Consider the following 15,641-nt stretch of genomic DNA (forward strand, 5'->3'; position numbering starts at 1 on the left):
TTTAATTTTATAAAGATGCTTTCAAAATGGAAGTGACATCTTCATGTGAAAGTGATTTAAAATTCCCTACAGTTCCTTGTGACATTACATGGTCAGCCATTTTATCAATATTTTTATCATCAATATCATAGTCAGCTAAACGTGTAGGAGCGCCAAGGCTTGACCAAAATTCACGAAGTCTGCGAATACCCTCAAGTGCTATTTCCTCGTCTGTTGAACCATTATCTTGAACGCCAAACACTCTAACAGCGAGCTGTTTGAATCGACTTAAGTTTGCACCCATGACATGTTCCATCCAATTCGGGAACAAGATAGCCAATCCACCCGCATGCGGGATGTCATAGATGGCAGAAACAGCATGCTCAATGCCATGAGTCGCCCAGTCGCCACGATACCCCATCTGCAGCATACCGTTAAGCGCGATTGTACCATTGTAAAGAATCGTCTCGCGGTGTTCATAGCTCTCCAGGTCTTCTAAAAGCTTGGGAGCCGTTTCCATCACAGTCGTTAGAACAGCCTCGCACATACGATCTTGTAGCGGGGTGTTTGTTGTCTGATGGAAATACTGCTCTAACACATGTGACATCATATCTACAATCCCGTAAACCGTGTGATCTTTTGGCACAGTAAAGGTGTTGACCGGGTCTAGAATGGAGAATTTCGGAAACGTCACAGGACTGCCCCAACCGTATTTTTCATTCGTTTCCCAATTTGTAATAACAGATCCTGCATTCATTTCAGATCCAGTTGCAGCAAGTGTCAATACCGTTCCAAATGGCAGAGCCTCTGTTGCAATTTGCTTTTTAAGTACAATATCCCAAACGTCACCATCATATTTGGCACCTGCAGCGATTGCTTTGGTACAATCAATTACACTGCCTCCACCAACAGCCAAAAGGAAGTCAATTTGATTTTCTTTACAAAGCTCGACACCTTTTCTAACTGTAGATAATCTCGGGTTAGGTTCCACCCCAGCAAGCTCCGTAACCGTTGCCCCTGCTTTATGTAAAGTGTTAATCACATCATCATAAAGCCCGCTTCTCTTAATACTTCCACCACCATAAACAAGGAGAACGTTCTTACCGTAAGCTTCCATTTCCTGTGGCAGCGTTTCTAATTGCCCTTTACCGAATATTAGTTTTGTTGGATTATAAAAAGTAAAATTATCCATTACTATTACCTCCCTTTTGCCATGATTATGGATTATTTCTTCCTTGCATGCAAAGAATTAGCTTCACGGATGAGACTGCTCACTTTTATCATGCTTCTACAAAAAAAATTTATAAATGAATAATTTCTGGCCAGTTACAAAATATATGGAGGAAAGCACTTATATTCTCAAGGAGGGAATGTTATGAGTACTATTCAACGTATCGCACTAGTACTGACTATTGTCGGAGCTATTAACTGGGGATTGATTGGTTTCTTCCAATTCGATCTTGTAGCAGCTATTTTTGGCGGCCAAAGCGCAGCCTTATCCCGTATCATATACGGTCTGGTTGGAATCGCCGGGCTAATCAACCTTGGACTTCTTTTCGTCCCATCTGAGCAGCACGAAAGAGAAATCGAGCCAAGAACAACTCGATAAACCACAAAAAAACCGCCTCTTAAGCAGAGGCGGTTTTCTTTTTTTAGAAAAAATGTGGCGCAGGTGAGTGGGTTGTTACTTTTCGGAGGTTGATTGTAACTAATTTGCTAGGCAGTGTAACTTATTCGGCTTTGATTGTGACTTTTTTATGGGTTATTGTGATAATTCGGAAAACGAAAGAATTGGACATTACAAGAATAACCGATAGTTGTTTGATTATTCACCACTGTTTCTTTCCGCAAATGGCTGCGCTTTCCGCGGGACGGTGCTTGAGCCTCCTCACTTCGTTGCGGGGTCTCAACCTACCGTTACTCCCCCGCTGGAGTCTACGCCATTTGCTCCAATACACAGCTAGAAATTACGTTAAGAATTGTTAATGCTTTTTCAGGTAACTCGGTTAGACGCCTTTTGATAAAGACTAAGGTGAAAAGGTGAAAGAAGTCACCTTGTTGATTGGAGTGGAAGGCGCGCAGACGCCCGCGGGAGGAAGGGACAGGTGAGACCCCACAGGCGAAAGCCGAGGAGGCTCACGGACCGCCTGCAGGCAAGGGAAGCGCCTGGAACGGAGATCAACCGTATATTACCTACCTCCTGTTAATAATAAAAAAAAGACACCCCTCACAGGATGTCTCTCTCACTTAATCAAGATTACTTCTTGATTAGGTCGTTACGGTTGGATTGCTCGATCCACTCTTCTAGTTTGTCTTTAAGCGTGTTGAAACCGCCAGGAGCCGCTTCTGTGTGGTTTTTCACTACAGTAGCTTGACGCTTCTTAGGCTTTCTTGGTGCAGCTGCTGGAGCTTCAGCAGGAGCTTCTTGAGTAGCTTTGATGGACAAGCTGATTTTGTTAGACTTTTCGTCAACAGAAAGAACCTTTACTTGAACCTCATCGCCCATTTTCAAATGTTCGTTTACATCTTTCACATAACCGTGCGTAATTTCAGAAATATGAACAAGACCTTGAGTTTCTTCGTCAAGCGCAACGAACGCTCCGTAAGGTTGAATACCCGTTACTTTCCCAGTTAATACACTTCCAATTTCGAATTTATCAGACATGAAAACACTCCTAAATAATTTAATTTTTATACACATTGAACGCAATAAAAGATTATACCACAAATTTGATATTTAATCAAAAATACTTTTCTTGCTTACTTGGAGTCCTTTTATTATTTGTGCATTTTGTTGCTAATATCCTCTGAATTTAGAAAATAACCTTATGTTCATGAATTACTTTAAAACTATATAAACTAATAAAGAAAGAGTAATAATATGTTCAAACTTTCTCTAGATTAAACATGGTATGATAAAAGTAAGAAATTGCTTACATTGGAGGTAATCGAAATGAGAAATATTGGGGAAAACATCCGCTTTTATCGGGAACGGGCAAAAATGACCGCAGCCGAGCTTGCTTTGAAGATCCGTGTCGGAACCGGCACCATTGAAAAATATGAAGCCGGCCTGCAAACACCTGACATGCAAACCATTCTTAAGATTTCAACGGTTTTAGATGTACCTGCTTCCGAACTGTTAGAGTCCTTTACTTCCAAGAATTCTACAGGTCTAGATCCTGAACTGGAGGAATTGATTAAAGAAGTAGGGATTAAAAGAGCCAAGTTAATTCTCAGGAAAGCTAAAGATTACACAGATGAAGACTTCTTAAATGTAATGCAAATATTGTACGAAAAAAAATATAGCACTCAATAAAGAATTTTCTAAAAATCAGGTTTTAAAAATAAAAATCATGGGAATACTTATACCATCAAGGCTTTCTAGTATTCCCCCTTTTGTTAGGACCAAATCCACGTTGGATTTGGTCCCTTTTTTGTTCTATTGAAATTGTTTTACAAATCGCTCCATCCTTTTTATCGCTTCCTGTAATTGTTCCAATGACGAAGCGTAGGAGCATCTAACATATCCTTCTCCACTTTCTCCGAACACATTGCCGGGTACGACCGCCACCTTTTCCTCTAACAATAATCTTTCTGCGAATTCTTGTGAGCTAAGTCCGGTCTCTTTTACAGAAGGAAAAGCATAAAAAGCTCCTCCAGGATTATGACAGTCCAGCCCTATCTCGTTAAGTGAAGCCACAAAATAATTCCGTCTTCTGCGATAGCTTTTTTTCATTGCTTCAATATCTTGACGGCCATTCTTTAACGCTTCAATCGCACCATACTGTGCCATGGTAGAAGCGCACATCATGGCATACTGATGGATTTTCAGCATTGCTTCTATAATGTCCGTCGGGCCGGCTACAAAACCCAAGCGCCAACCCGTCATAGCAAATCCTTTTGAAAAACCAGAAATCAGGATGGTTCTTTCCTTCATTCCAGAAAGAGTGGCAAAGCTTGTAAACTTCTCGTCAAAACTTAGCTCTGCATAAATTTCATCCGACAAAACCAACAAGTCATGTTTTTCTACAAGACGACTCACTTGGATGAGTTCTTCCTTTGAAAGCATGGTACCAGTCGGGTTATTTGGAAAACACAGAAGTATCGCTTTCGTTCTCTCTGTAATGGCGCTTTCCAATACATCAAAGTCGATGCTAAACCCTCTCTGTGTATCTGCTCCCACTTTAACAGCAGTACCACCAACCAGTTCAATAAGGGGAGCATAGGAAACGAAGCACGGTTCAATCACTATCACTTCATCACCCGGGTCCACAATTGCACGGATGGAGAGATCCAACGCCTGGCTTGCCCCCACTGTGACAATCACGTCGGTTTCAGGTCTATACTCTACTTCAAATTGCTCGACTAAGTAACGGCTAATTTCTTTTCTTAATTCCAGCAACCCTGCATTTGCTGTATAAGATGTATGACCATTATGTAAAGAAGCAATGCAAGCTTCCCTCACTCCCCATGATGTTACGAAGTCCGGTTCGCCCACCCCTAAGGAGATAACACCTTCCATATTCGCAGCTAAATCAAAGAAACGGCGAATTCCAGAAGGCTGAAGCTGTTGTACATGTTGAGCTACTCTGTTTCTCATGGGGACACCACAATTCGGCGATCATCTTCTCCCTGATCAAAGATGGTTCCATCATGCTTATATTTCTTTAAAATAAAATGGGTGGTCGTAGAGATTACCGAGTCCAGGGTGGAAAGCTTTTCAGATACAAAATTTGCAACCTGAGAGAGAGATTTCCCTTCAATTACGACTGATAAGTCATACGCTCCCGACATTAAATATACAGATTTTACTTCAGGGAACCGATAAATATTTTTAGCTATCTCATCGAAACCTACTTCACGCTTTGGTGTCACCTTCACATCAATCATTGCGGTCACACCTTCAAAATTGTCGACTTTGCGCCAATCAATCACCGCTCCATATTCAACGATGATGCGTTTTTCCTCCAACCTTTGCAGCATATTTTCCGTTTCCACTTCGGTCAGTTCAACCATTTTGGAAAGTACATCTATATTCATTCTTCCGTTTTCTTCAATAATCTGCAGCAAATCTAATTCTTTTTCTGTTAATTGCATACGCTCATCCCATCTCCTTCAAATAAACATTGACTCATTATAGCAAATATTCCGCCTTAATGTATTACGATTATTTTACAGAACACATTCAAAAAAATACACAGGTTTGAAATAGCAAAGAGAGGATAAAATACCTATAACTATTCAAACTCAGGAGGGAAAGAGATGCAAACCAATCAATTTACGACCAGTATTGCAGGAATCAATGTGTTTTATGAATTTCACCATGACTCTAACTCTCCCTTTATTCATAAACCGACACTTGTCCTTATTCATGGGTTTCTTTCTTCCTCGTTCAGTTTTCGTCGCTTGATTCCACTGCTGACAAAAGAATATACCGTACTCGCCATTGACCTCCCGCCATTTGGTAAAAGTGGGAAATCCAAAAATTTTGTTTATTCTTATGAAAATATGGCGAAAGTGGTGATTGCCCTTCTTGAAAAGCTGGGAATAAGCCGCACTGTTTTAATAGGTCATTCAATGGGTGGACAGATTTCCTTAAATATCAGCAAGCAAAAACCCGAACTCGTAGAAAAAGTCGTCCTTTTGTGCAGTTCTGGTTATTTAAAAAGGATGAGCCGTTCCATCATTTACTCATCTCGAATTCCATACTTCTATGTTTGGTTGAAATATTGGCTGGCAAGACAAGGCCCTATCCAGAATTTATTGAACGTGGTATACGATCACTCTTTAATTGATGATGAGATGATTGCCGGATACACGGAGCCGTTTTATGATGATCAAATATTCGTTGCCTTGACTAGGATGATTCGAGATCGTGAAGGTGATCTTGCTGCAGAGATTTTAAGGACGATTGAAACACCGAGTCTTTTGATTTGGGGGGAAGAAGATAAAGTTGTTCCTCTAGAGGTCGGTAAGAGACTCCATAGAGATTTGCCAAATTCAAGGTTGATCACCTATAAAAAAACGGGACATCTTCTACCGGAGGAAAAGCCGCAAGATGTGCATGATAACATTCTGGATTTTCTGCAAACTTCACCATAAAAAAAGGAGAAAAGCTCTCAATGGCTTTTCTCCTTTTTATGACGAAGCTAACTTTCAAGACAATTATGATTCCATGGCGTATTATAGAGAACAAGAATCCTCTTCATTTTTTATTACCATTAGTTCTTTCGCTTTCTCCATGCATTTGGATAAGGGAATAAACTGCTCAAAAGAGAATTCATAAATAGCTTGAATTTTCTTTGCTAATTTTTCTATATCATCAAGTTCATGTACAGCTTGAACTACATCCACACATTCCGTATCATAGGCATCAACACCATACCCAAGTGGATCCCATTGCAATAAGTTTTCCATTAACCTAACATTTACACTGGCTTTTATCACGATACTTCACCTTACTTTCAAGAACATTTACTGCATATTATACCTTGTTTTCACCAAATTGTTTAGCAGACTTGATTCAAACGATTGGAGGCGACGAACAACTATGAAATCCTATGATTTCAATGAAAATATCAATAGAAAAAATACTTCTAGCGTCAAATGGGATGAAACTGCCCGTGTTTTCGGAAGCAGTGATGTATTGCCGATGTGGGTAGCAGATATGGACTTCAAGGCACCACAGGAAGTAACCAAAGCAATTATAGATAAGGCAGAGCATGGAATCTACGGCTACACGGCCATTTCCACCTCCGTCCACGATGCCGTTACAAGCTGGTTTCAAAAACAACACGGCTGGGAGCTAAAACAAGAGTGGCTCACTTATATTTCAGGTGTGGTTCCAGCACTGAGCGCGACCATCCAAACCTTTTCAAATCCAGGTGACAAGGTCATTGTTTTTTCCCCTGTCTATTACCCTTTTTATGACATGGTTACATATAATGATCGTAAACTGATTACTAGTCCGATGGAATATAGAAATGGCCGTTATTACATGGATCTTCAGGATTTTGAATCGAAACTAGATGACGAGGTGAAACTCCTTTTATTATGTAATCCGCATAACCCTGGTGGAACAGTATGGACTCGGGAGGAATTAGAGCAACTTGGTGAAATCTGTGTAAAGCACAATATCATCATTGTCTCTGATGACATACACGCCGATCTAGTATTCAATAATCACACGTATTATCCTCTTGCATCAATTTCTGAGGACATTGCTATGCAGACCGTTACTTGTATTGCTCCGACAAAGACCTTTAACATGGCCGGATTACAGGCTGCCGCAATGATCACTTCCAACCAAGCTCTCCTTGAGAAATTGGAGTTTTTCTTGAAAAAGCAGGGCCATTTTTTGTTGAACATGCTGGGTGTTTCTGCAATGGAAGCTGCATACAAGCATGGGAAGCCGTGGCTTGACGAAGTGTTGCAATATATAGAAGACAACATGGATTACGCAGTGAAATATATTCAGAAAGAGATTCCTAGTGTTGAGGCAAGCAAGCCGGAAGGGACCTACCTGCTCTGGATTGATTGCAGGAAGCTAGGTTTAGGAGAGGAAGAGTTAAAGCGCCGCCTCCTTCATAAAGGAAAGCTAGCCCTTGAGTCCGGAAGCAAGTTCGGAAAAGAAGGAAACGGCTTCGTTCGGATGAATGTCGCCTGCACAAAAGCCACCCTAAAAGAAGGCCTACTAAGACTAAAAACTGCGCTGAGTTAAAAGAATATGAACGTTTGAAGAAACCTTAGCTAATGATTGGAGCAAAAGGCGAAGACTCCAGCGGGGGAAGAAGCGACATTGTTGAGACCCCGCAACGAAGTGAGGAGGCTCAAGGTCGCCCCGCGGAAAGCGAAGCCTTTTGCGTAAATTATTAGCGGTTTTATAAAAAGTAAGGGTTATGCAGCACTCAGCTTGCATAACCCGATTACATATTGTATAAGTGCTCCGAACAATTCAACGAAACAACAGACAATCCCTCATCATTTTTCCTTATTATATGCATGCCTGTATCTCCTGTCGGAAACCTGACGTTCGTATGAACAGGTAATTGCAATAGCGCCCTCAATAAATTGGATATTGTCCCCCCATGCGAGATAATAGCAATCCGCACAACAGCTGAACTTTCTGATAAAATTTTGGATAAAACTGTTTCGACTCTCATGCGAAATTCAATTTCAGACTCCCCGTTTTGAATTCTTTCATGTGGTTTTCTTCCTCCCGGCGGCAGTGGATACTTTGTCGCTGCCACTTCTCTAGGTAAGCCTGCCAAAACGCCATTGTTATATTCCATCAGACTTGGTTCCTTAATTAACATGCAGCCAACTTCTTCTGCCAATATGGATGCCGTTTCTGAGGCTCTTTTTAATGTACTTGTCCATATGATATCTGGAGGACAATGCTCGTTTAATCGGCAAGCCAGCCTTTTTGCCTGCAATCTTCCAAGTTCCGTTAAGGGATAGTCGGCTCTCCCTTCATGAACCTGGAGAATATCTGCTTCTGATTGCCCATGCCTTATTAATAGTATCTCCAAAGATGCAACCCCCTTTATCTATAAATTTAAAATTATCTCAAAACTATGAACTATGTCAATATGATTACGAATATTTCTTTAATAATACAACGTAAACGTACAAAGTTAATATGTAATTCAAAAAAAAGACACGCCTCGGTTAGGGTGTCTTTGAGTGAAGTTATTTTTTCTCAGCTTCGTCCACTGGTTCTTCTACCGCTTCATTTTTTTCTAGCAACTTCTTTGGTAATAACACCGCATGCTATTCTCTCTCCAGAGTCACCTGCAGGCTGAGTCATGCCATCATCAATGTTTTCTGTGATGATAATAGCTGTTCCATCCTTGCCAAACAAAGAGGTCTTTCCTTCTTCTAATGTCGCTTGAGATGCCATTAATTCTGCGATGACCGTCCCGTCATCTTCAACGATGATATTTGGCAAATCTCCTACATGTGCTCCTTCAGGATGCATTAAGCCATGCTGTTTGTCATCAGGATTGAAGTGATTGCCTGCCGTTTTAAAATCCGGTGCATCGCATAAACCTGTTTCATGAATATGTACAGCATGTTCTCCGGGAGGAAGCCCCTCGAGATTCAATTCAATCTTCACACCATTTGGATCTTCCGACACTTTTGCAACCCCAAGGGAGTCACCAGTACCATTAAATATCTCAACATCAAGTGCCGTTATCTTGCTCTCCATACAACCTGTTAGGATAAAGCATATTAGAAAAGTCAGGGGAAATATTTTAGCTCGCATAAACTAGTTGACCTCCAATCTGTCGTTTACCAGAGTTTCCCCGAAATGGAGGAGGAATATGTTTTTCTATAACAAAAAAGGCCCACTCACCAATTTCAGTGATTGAACCTCTAGATTTTTCAATCTTTAATAACTTTTTCCCTTCGTAACTGTTCCTCTAATGCCTCCGCCTTTTGGCTTTCTCTTTTGGATACTTTAATTATATATCGAAAAACGAATATGGCAGCAATAGTGAAAATAACAAAGGTTATCCCTGCAGGAATATACTCTGTTTTATCTTCTGGAAAATATAAGAATAGTTGTAACATAAAGAAATTAAGCATCGTTACCACACGACCTTTCGCAGGTTATGAACCTATTCATTATATCAAAACTTACGGCGAGTAACCAATCTTGAAACACACTTCCTTATTTTACTACGGTCATCTTCTCGATCACGACATCTTCCACTGGCTTCTCATTTTCAGTTTCTACCGTAGCAATGGCGTCCAGCACTTCCATACCTTCCACTACTTGTCCGAATACGGTATGTCTAAAATCCAGTCCAGGTGTTCCGCCATTCTCTTCGTATAATTCAATAACTTCTTCAGGATATCCCGCTTTAATCATGGATTCCATTGTTGCCTCATCTACCTCTTTCGCATGTACAATGAAAAATTGACTTCCATTAGTACTCGGTCCAGAGTTTGCCATGGAAAGAGCACCTCTGAAGTGCAGCATTTCTCGACTGAACTCGTCTTCAAACGGTTCCCCCCATATGCTCTCTCCCCCCATACCTGTACCTTCAGGATCTCCGCCTTGGATCATGAAATCTTCAATGACACGGTGAAAAGTCAATCCATCATAATAGCCGTCTTCTGCATGTGTAACAAAGTTCTCTACCGCTTTTGGAGCTGCATCTGGATAAAGGTTTACCACCATTTTACCTTTTGTTGTTTCTATTTCTACAGTACGAATTGTCTCGCTGGAATTTGTAAACTGTTGGAACTCACCAACTTCCACTTCTTCGCCGGCTCCTTCATCTTCTGTTTCTTGTCCTGCATTTTCTTCAGTCTGTTGTTCGTTTGTTGAATTATTGCTAGTTGCATTTTCATCATTTGTACTTGACCCACAACCTGATACAATAAGAATTAGAGCAAGTAACATTATCATTGTCCATTTCTTCACGTGTTTCACACCCCATATTTTATTTACTTAACAAGATATTACTAAATATAACAAAAAAAATCATCATTTGAATACGAAAGGGGACTTATGATGGAGAAAATAGAGGTTGGCAGCATCGTAACCGGGATTTATAAAACAGGAAAATATATTGGGGAAGTAACAGATATTCGCCCTATGCACTATTTAGTTTAAAGTAAAAGCAGTATTAAAACATCCACAAACAAGGAGATCTACACGCACCTAAAGAAGCAGACGTGCCACTCTTTCATGAGCGTCGGGCACTGGCCTTCCATGAACAGACCAACATAACCAAAAAACATGGTAAAGCCCTATGAAGGGGAAGTCCTTGAATACAAAGAATCTTTGAAAATAGCTCTCCATGCAGCCACTCAAGCACTCGAAAATGATGAAAGCCTTTGGGCGAAAAGAAGCATGGAAAACTTTTCCACACTAAAAAAAGAATTATAAAATAACTTAACAAATTTAAAGCCAAATCACCTATATAAGGGATTTGGCTTTTTATAAAGCATATTTGTTTATTATCTTGGAAAGGTCGATCCGGTCTCCGATCGTAGTAGGCTCCGGTTTTGCAAGATAACTTTTATCTTTTTTCAACGAGTCGAAAGATATTAAATGTTGTCAGTGCATCATCAAGGGCCCGATGGTGTTTACCCGTTCCTTCTTTTCCATATTCTTGCACTGCCTTCCATAAATCCTGTTTGATTTTGGTCACCAAAGAACTTTTTGTATTCCATGGATAGATCCACATGCTTGCACGTCAATGGAAATGGTACTCCGTGATACTGGCAGTTGTTTCTTAGTACCTTCATGTCCATATTCCCCCATGTTACGACCGTTCCCCTCTCTTGGACGTTATATGTGTTCAAAACGTCAATCAGTTCTATAAAGCTTGCCCCGTTATGGACGTCCCTTTGAGAAATTTTCAAGAAGGATTTGCATCTGTTTGTTAAGGTTGGAAATGCGGATGGACGAATATAATTCGAGTATTGCTGGATTATCTTATCTTTTTCCACTGCGACAATTCCAGCTTCAATGATTTCGGGGAAGAAGTTTTTTGGATAATTTCTATTTTCCGGCATGGTAAATTCAAAATCGATAAAAAGGTGTATCTGTGTACCTTTCATGATTCCCCTCCTCTTTAATTTTCAGAATTTTATTACTATATTATATCATGATGAATAACATTTTTAGCACGTAATTCACTCATTTTTCCAAAAATTAAGCTTGTTTTGTTGATTTTTCCTGTGATTGCGTTATTATTTAGTTATACGAAATATTTAAAAACCGAAATTTCAGAAGAAGGTGACGATCATTTCCATATCAGGACGAAACTTGTTCATCATGTGGATTGCGAACTTTTTCGTTGCTGCTAGTGCTACTATGATTCTCCCTTTCTTATCCTTATTCATTGAGACGTTCGGGAATTACTCTGATTCCTATGTACAGCGCTGGTCAGGATTTATTTTTGGCATTACCTTTCTCACCGCGTTTTTCGTTTCACCGATTTGGGGGCGAATTGGGGATAAATATGGCTTTAAGCCGATCTTGTTATTAACAGGTACAGGAATTGCCACAAGTATCCTGTTGATGAGTGTAGTCGATTCCGTACATGGACTTTTCATTCTTCGGATGTTCATGGGATTGGCAACTGGATTCATTCCGACTTCTATGGCTTTAATCTCCTCTCAAGCACCAAAAGAGATTGCAGGGAAAACACTTGGAACCTTGCAGACGGGTACGGTTTCCGGAGGACTCCTCGGTCCATTGATTGGCGGTATGCTTGCGGATTCCTTCGGCTTTGCTTACACGTTTTTCCTTACATCCGCTCTAATCTATTTGGCTGTAATTCTAGTGGCATTTGGCATTAAAGAAAAGAAGAAAAGTTCTGCAAATCAAAAAGAAAAGAAATATTCTCGAAAAGAAGTACTGCAATACATCATACAAAAACCGCTCCTGCTTAAGATTATGTTCTTATCCATGTTCATCCAGGCGGCTAATTTCAGCATCCAGCCCTTACTTGCACTTTATGTGAATGAGTTGACAGGTGGTACCGCAACAAATATCGCCTTGCTTGCAGGGTTCGCGTTCTCTGCTACAGGCTTTGGAAATTTGTTAGCATCAAGGAACTGGGGAAAACTTGGGGATAACATCGGTCATGACAAAGTCATTGTCATTCTTATGCTCGCAAGCTCGATCCTCTTTATCCCTCAAGCACTTGCCACGTCGCTTTGGCAGCTTGTCTTGTTCCGCTTTTTATTTGGAATGGTAGTTGGCGGCTTGATTCCATGTATGACCGCTTATATTCGTAATGTAGCCCCTTTATCCATGCAGGGAGAAGTGCTTGGCTACAACGTCAGTTTCCGTTTCTTAGGGAATGTGATTGGACCGGTCATGGGTGGAATGATCGCCGGTTTATACGAGATATCTACCGTATTTTATATCACCAGTTTTATCTTTTTATGCTCAGGAGTGATGTTACTCTATAGCATTCTTCATTCGGAAAGTGCGAAGAAAACGGCAGAATCATAATAAGGCTTTGTTTCATCGCCTCCCAATTTCCTGTATTCTACAAGTAGAAGGTAGTCAGGATATGGGAGGTTTTTTTATGGAAGCCGTTACTTTAGAAAAATACCAAAATGAGTTAATCGATTTGTTTAGGTCAAACGGGAATGAATCGAACAAAAAACCGATGGAAGATTATATGCGCAACCACTTTTCCTTTTTAGGTATAAAATCACCTGAGCGAAAAGAGTTACTAAAAAGATTTTTCGCAGAACACGGGAAGCCAGAACGGGAATGGATTAAGCCGCTTGTTACGAATTTATATGCGCAACCTGAACGGGAATTCCATTATGCCGCCCTTGCGATGGTTGATGTTCATATTAAAAAGCTTGATGCCGAATGGCTCTCCTTTTTGGAAAAATTGATTACTACAAATTCATGGTGGGATACCGTGGATCATATTGCTCCACACCATGCAGGAGCCATTCTGTTGAGAGAGAAGGCAAGTATTAACGACTATCCAGATAGGTGGATTACGTCGGATAATTTCTGGCTGCAAAGATCGGCCATTCTTTTTCAGTTGAAGTATAAGGAAAAGACAGATGCTCAGAAGTTGTTTTCTTATATAGAGGCGACCAAAGGGGCTAAGGAGTTTTTTATTAGAAAGGCTATCGGCTGGGCGTTAAGGGAATATTCCAAGACCGCTCCGGATGAAGTTTTGCAGTTTATTAAGTCTACGGACCTGGCACCACTTAGCAGGCGTGAGGGCTTGAAACATATGGAGAGAAGGAAGTAGAAAAGCTGAGCAAGAACTTTTTTTCTGACACTTACTTTCCTCCGTTAAGTTTAGATGCCTCCTATGGAACGTGGGGCTATCTGTGTAACCAAAGTGATTTTTTGTTTACCCCTAGTATTAAAAATTCACATGGTGGGGTAACCAAAGTGTGCCTTTGATTACCCCTTGTGGTGAAATCTACCTTGATAGGGAACCAAAGCGTACCTTTGATTACCCCTTGTGTGAAAATTTCACGTGATAAGGTAACCAAAGTGCGCTTAAAAATGCATTACCTTTTCTTCAAAATGGCCATTGTACAACGGGAAATACAAATCAACGTGTCATTCTCATCTACAATTTTAATATCCCATACCATCGTCGTTTTTCCTCTGTGCAACGGAGTTCCTATCGCCGTCACTACCCCGTCCTTTTTTCCTTTCAGGTGGTTGGCGTTGATCTCCAGCCCTACACAGATTTCTGTTTCCTTATCGATCAAATTAAAAGTCCCGATGCTTGCAATCGTCTCAGCCAAAGCCACTGACGCTCCACCATGCAGCAATCCAAATGGTTGGTGTGTGCGACTGTCTACCGGCATGGTTGCCACTGCTCTTTCTTCCGACAGTTCCACGATTTCGATTCCTAGTAAATTTATTAGTGTGTTTTCTAGTTCCACTCCTGGTTCCTCCTTTTGTTACTGCTTATCTCTTAATAATACTACTGCAAAAAGAAAATACACAGAGAATAATACAAAAATAGGAATAAGTGCAGACCAATCTAGCATGAATCTCCCCTCCTTTTATGAACCCTTTACTGCAGTTTTGTTGAGTCCTAGCTATCTATCGCATATAATGAATGTAAAATTTGAGAGTACTAGAGGTGAAATTAGTTGAAAAAAGAAATCCCTCTACAAGACGTGTCCCTAGAAAAAATGTTTCAAAAATATGAAGCAAAATACAAAGCCGTGGCAGACAAAAAGCGACTGCACATTATGAACATTCTATGTCGCCAAGGAGCTATGTGTGTATGCGATATGGTTCCGCTGATCGGGATGCCCCAATCTAAACTTTCCTATCATTTAAAGATTTTGTTGGATGCGGAAATTATTATCAAAGAAGCACGAGGAACTTGGAGTTATTACTCATTGAACCAAAAGGAAGTAGACAACCTACTATCCGAGGAATTATGTTGCATTTTCCGCTAATGTGTTAAAAACAGACCGCCATCTTCCAACCTGGAAGACGAAACGGTCTGTTTTTTAGTATATATACTCTAGATTAACGGACGCACTAATGGTGATTTCTTGTGGTTCAATAGGTGTGCTCGCTTTTTCTTGAACCGCAAAAGAGGCATAACGTGGGCCTGCAAAGACCTGCTGTGTGACTTCTTCCACCTTGATTGGTACCTGAGAAAGGCAAACTTGTAGAGTTACAGCCATTGCATGTGCCTTTTTCGCCCCATCCACAACAGCAAGCTGCAGGACATGACGATATATTTCGTTATAATTTGAGACTTCAAAGGATACACTCTCGGAAATATTCGCTCCATTTTCAAAAGCGACATCAAGGGCGGTACCTGTTTTTGTTATATCTTTGACTTTTATTCGGAAAATATGGCGTACTTCATAAGTAGAAAGGACAGACTTACCTGACGAATCAGTTTCATATCGCGGAAAAGAAGTATAAGAGGATGTTTCAATGTCTTCTTGAGGAATGCCTGCTGCTACCAAGGCTTGAATCATACGGTTTGCTATCAATCTATTTTCTTCTTGGGCACGTTGTACATTCGGATTGGTGGTTAGCACTCCCAATTGAAGATACGCAATATCCGGCTGCACTTCCTTTTTCGCGTTTCCCTGAACAAGCATCGTTCGTTGCAAAATGACCACCATCCCCCTCCTCATTTATTCCTATTCTATGAGGGGACTTGCAC

Annotated in this window: 18 protein-coding genes and 2 pseudogenes; 8 read left to right on the forward strand and 12 right to left on the reverse strand. The window is 40.6% G+C overall.

Annotated elements, in window-relative coordinates:
• Positions 1-7: 7 nt before the first annotated feature.
• Complete coding sequence (locus M313_RS0113875) at positions 8-1,171, reverse strand: iron-containing alcohol dehydrogenase (RefSeq protein ID WP_010196412.1); 1,164 nt, start codon at positions 1,169-1,171, stop codon at positions 8-10.
• A 183-nt stretch (positions 1,172-1,354) separates the two neighbouring features.
• On the opposite strand from M313_RS0113875, the gene M313_RS0113880 reads away from it, so the two are divergent.
• The gene (locus tag M313_RS0113880; RefSeq protein WP_010196416.1) at positions 1,355-1,588 is read left to right on the forward strand and encodes a DUF378 domain-containing protein; all 234 of its coding nucleotides are present in this window, start codon (positions 1,355-1,357) and stop codon (positions 1,586-1,588) included.
• A gap of 648 nt (positions 1,589-2,236) precedes the next feature.
• Here M313_RS0113880 and yugI read toward each other — a convergent pair.
• Positions 2,237-2,644, reverse strand: a complete 408-nt coding sequence (yugI, locus tag M313_RS0113890) for a S1 domain-containing post-transcriptional regulator GSP13 (RefSeq protein ID WP_010196422.1) — start codon at positions 2,642-2,644, stop codon at positions 2,237-2,239.
• Positions 2,645-2,932: 288 nt separating this feature from the next.
• Here yugI and M313_RS0113895 point away from each other — a divergent pair, with 288 nt between their 5' ends.
• Complete coding sequence (locus M313_RS0113895; protein ID WP_010196424.1) at positions 2,933-3,295, forward strand: helix-turn-helix domain-containing protein; 363 nt, start codon at positions 2,933-2,935, stop codon at positions 3,293-3,295.
• A gap of 123 nt (positions 3,296-3,418) precedes the next feature.
• On the opposite strand, the gene M313_RS0113900 is transcribed toward M313_RS0113895, so the two are convergent.
• Both M313_RS0113900 and M313_RS0113905 read right to left on the reverse strand, forming a co-directional pair.
• Positions 3,419-4,579, reverse strand: a complete 1,161-nt coding sequence (locus M313_RS0113900) for an aminotransferase (RefSeq protein WP_010196427.1) — start codon at positions 4,577-4,579, stop codon at positions 3,419-3,421.
• A complete protein-coding gene (locus M313_RS0113905) occupies positions 4,576-5,076 on the reverse strand; it encodes an Lrp/AsnC family transcriptional regulator (protein ID WP_010196429.1) in 501 nt (166 codons plus the stop codon). Before M313_RS0113905 ends, M313_RS0113900 begins: the two co-directional genes overlap by 4 nt.
• Before the next feature lie 165 nt (positions 5,077-5,241).
• On the opposite strand from M313_RS0113905, the gene M313_RS0113910 reads away from it, so the two are divergent.
• Positions 5,242-6,081: an alpha/beta fold hydrolase gene (locus tag M313_RS0113910; RefSeq protein WP_010196431.1), complete on the forward strand. Its 840-nt coding sequence runs from the start codon at positions 5,242-5,244 to the stop codon at positions 6,079-6,081.
• 81 nt (positions 6,082-6,162) lie between these two features.
• Here M313_RS0113910 and M313_RS0113915 read toward each other — a convergent pair whose 3' ends face one another.
• Entirely contained in the window at positions 6,163-6,426 is a 264-nt protein-coding gene (locus M313_RS0113915; protein WP_010196432.1) for a DUF1871 family protein, read from the reverse strand.
• A gap of 103 nt (positions 6,427-6,529) precedes the next feature.
• Between M313_RS0113915 and M313_RS0113920 the strand changes: the two genes are divergently transcribed.
• Positions 6,530-7,699: a MalY/PatB family protein gene (locus M313_RS0113920; protein ID WP_010196434.1), complete on the forward strand. Its 1,170-nt coding sequence runs from the start codon at positions 6,530-6,532 to the stop codon at positions 7,697-7,699.
• Positions 7,700-7,904: 205 nt separating this feature from the next.
• Here the strand turns inward: M313_RS0113920 and M313_RS0113925 are convergent, their stop codons facing one another.
• The 4 genes from M313_RS0113925 to M313_RS0113940 form a co-directional block, all read right to left on the reverse strand.
• Positions 7,905-8,510, reverse strand: coding sequence for a histidine phosphatase family protein (locus tag M313_RS0113925; protein ID WP_010196436.1), 606 nt, complete (start codon positions 8,508-8,510; stop codon positions 7,905-7,907).
• Between the two features lie 200 nt (positions 8,511-8,710).
• Positions 8,711-9,247 (reverse strand): superoxide dismutase family protein, encoded by a 537-nt coding sequence (locus tag M313_RS0113930; protein ID WP_010196439.1) that lies wholly within the window; start codon positions 9,245-9,247, stop codon positions 8,711-8,713.
• Between the two features lie 119 nt (positions 9,248-9,366).
• Positions 9,367-9,570: a hypothetical protein gene (locus M313_RS0113935; protein WP_010196440.1), complete on the reverse strand. Its 204-nt coding sequence runs from the start codon at positions 9,568-9,570 to the stop codon at positions 9,367-9,369.
• An 85-nt stretch (positions 9,571-9,655) separates the two neighbouring features.
• Complete coding sequence (locus M313_RS0113940) at positions 9,656-10,414, reverse strand: peptidylprolyl isomerase (protein WP_010196441.1); 759 nt, start codon at positions 10,412-10,414, stop codon at positions 9,656-9,658.
• Between the two features lie 90 nt (positions 10,415-10,504).
• On the opposite strand from M313_RS0113940, the pseudogene kapB reads away from it, so the two are divergent.
• Positions 10,505-10,882 (forward strand): annotated as a pseudogene (gene kapB / locus M313_RS23655) (kinase-associated lipoprotein KapB).
• 51 nt (positions 10,883-10,933) lie between these two features.
• Here the strand turns inward: kapB and kapD are convergent.
• A pseudogene (gene kapD / locus M313_RS23660) lies at positions 10,934-11,559 on the reverse strand (3'-5' exonuclease KapD).
• Between the two features lie 217 nt (positions 11,560-11,776).
• Between kapD and M313_RS0113955 the strand changes: the two are divergent.
• Both M313_RS0113955 and M313_RS0113960 read left to right on the forward strand, forming a co-directional pair.
• Positions 11,777-12,964: an MFS transporter gene (locus M313_RS0113955; RefSeq protein ID WP_010196453.1), complete on the forward strand. Its 1,188-nt coding sequence runs from the start codon at positions 11,777-11,779 to the stop codon at positions 12,962-12,964.
• Positions 12,965-13,040: 76 nt separating this feature from the next.
• Positions 13,041-13,733, forward strand: coding sequence for a DNA alkylation repair protein (locus M313_RS0113960; RefSeq protein WP_010196455.1), 693 nt, complete (start codon positions 13,041-13,043; stop codon positions 13,731-13,733).
• 268 nt (positions 13,734-14,001) lie between these two features.
• On the opposite strand, the gene M313_RS0113965 is transcribed toward M313_RS0113960, so the two are convergent.
• A complete protein-coding gene (locus tag M313_RS0113965) occupies positions 14,002-14,385 on the reverse strand; it encodes a hotdog fold thioesterase (protein ID WP_010196459.1) in 384 nt (127 codons plus the stop codon).
• Positions 14,386-14,598: 213 nt separating this feature from the next.
• Between M313_RS0113965 and M313_RS0113975 the strand changes: the two genes are divergently transcribed.
• Positions 14,599-14,913 carry an ArsR/SmtB family transcription factor gene (locus M313_RS0113975; RefSeq protein ID WP_010196461.1) on the forward strand — a complete coding sequence of 105 codons (315 nt, stop codon included), beginning with the start codon at positions 14,599-14,601 and terminating at the stop codon, positions 14,911-14,913.
• A gap of 54 nt (positions 14,914-14,967) precedes the next feature.
• On the opposite strand, the gene M313_RS0113980 is transcribed toward M313_RS0113975, so the two are convergent.
• Positions 14,968-15,600, reverse strand: a complete 633-nt coding sequence (locus M313_RS0113980) for an SIMPL domain-containing protein (protein ID WP_010196466.1) — start codon at positions 15,598-15,600, stop codon at positions 14,968-14,970.
• Positions 15,601-15,641 lie beyond the last annotated feature (41 nt).

Origin of the sequence: Bacillus sp. m3-13 (assembly GCF_000175075.1) — a bacterium.
Lineage (GTDB): Bacteria > Bacillota > Bacilli > Bacillales > Bacillaceae_I > Sutcliffiella_A > Sutcliffiella_A horikoshii_C.